The sequence below is a fragment of the Mycobacterium sp. 2YAF39 genome (assembly GCF_052114565.1).
GTDB lineage: Bacteria > Actinomycetota > Actinomycetes > Mycobacteriales > Mycobacteriaceae > Mycobacterium.
Window position 1 is genome coordinate 1 of record NZ_JBFREZ010000044.1, and the last position, 488, is coordinate 488.

Below are 488 nucleotides of genomic sequence, written 5' to 3' on the forward strand. Positions count from 1 at the left end.
CTGCTGGTACGGCTGGCCGATGCWCGGCAGGCKGCGCGCGTCGCCCTGACAGCGCCACGTACGGCGCCGTATGCAGGCCAGTTGCTGCGGCGGCCCACCGGACACTACCTGCCCGATGCCCCCTACCTGTCGAGCTGGCACCACTTGCCACCGCTCTATCGGGAGGCTCACCTCGCGCCGAAGGCCGACCCGGCACGGCAGGCCCAGTTCGGCGCCTATCTTGCCCTGCTCGAACAATGGCTGGCGCACGGCAGCGCGCAGACCCAGCACCTGCGGGCACTGTTCAGCGTGGCACGCGCGTCGGCCGACAGCTACTGGTGGACGCCGCTGGACGCCACGCACATCCCCGGCCTGGCCGGGGTGCCGGCCGACACGCCGGCGGCCGTGCAGGCGGCGCTCGGCCAGGAAGACGACGCACCCGAGCGACGCAGTCGCGTGCTGGACCTGATGCTGGCGCTGCACGGCGAATCGTGCGACCAGCACAGCAT

General features: G+C 72.2%; 1 protein-coding gene. It reads left to right on the forward strand.

Annotated elements, in window-relative coordinates; genetic code table 11:
* Positions 1 to 488: hypothetical protein (locus tag AB4Z42_RS28390; RefSeq protein ID WP_442012579.1), on the forward strand; the 488-nt coding region annotated here is incomplete at both ends.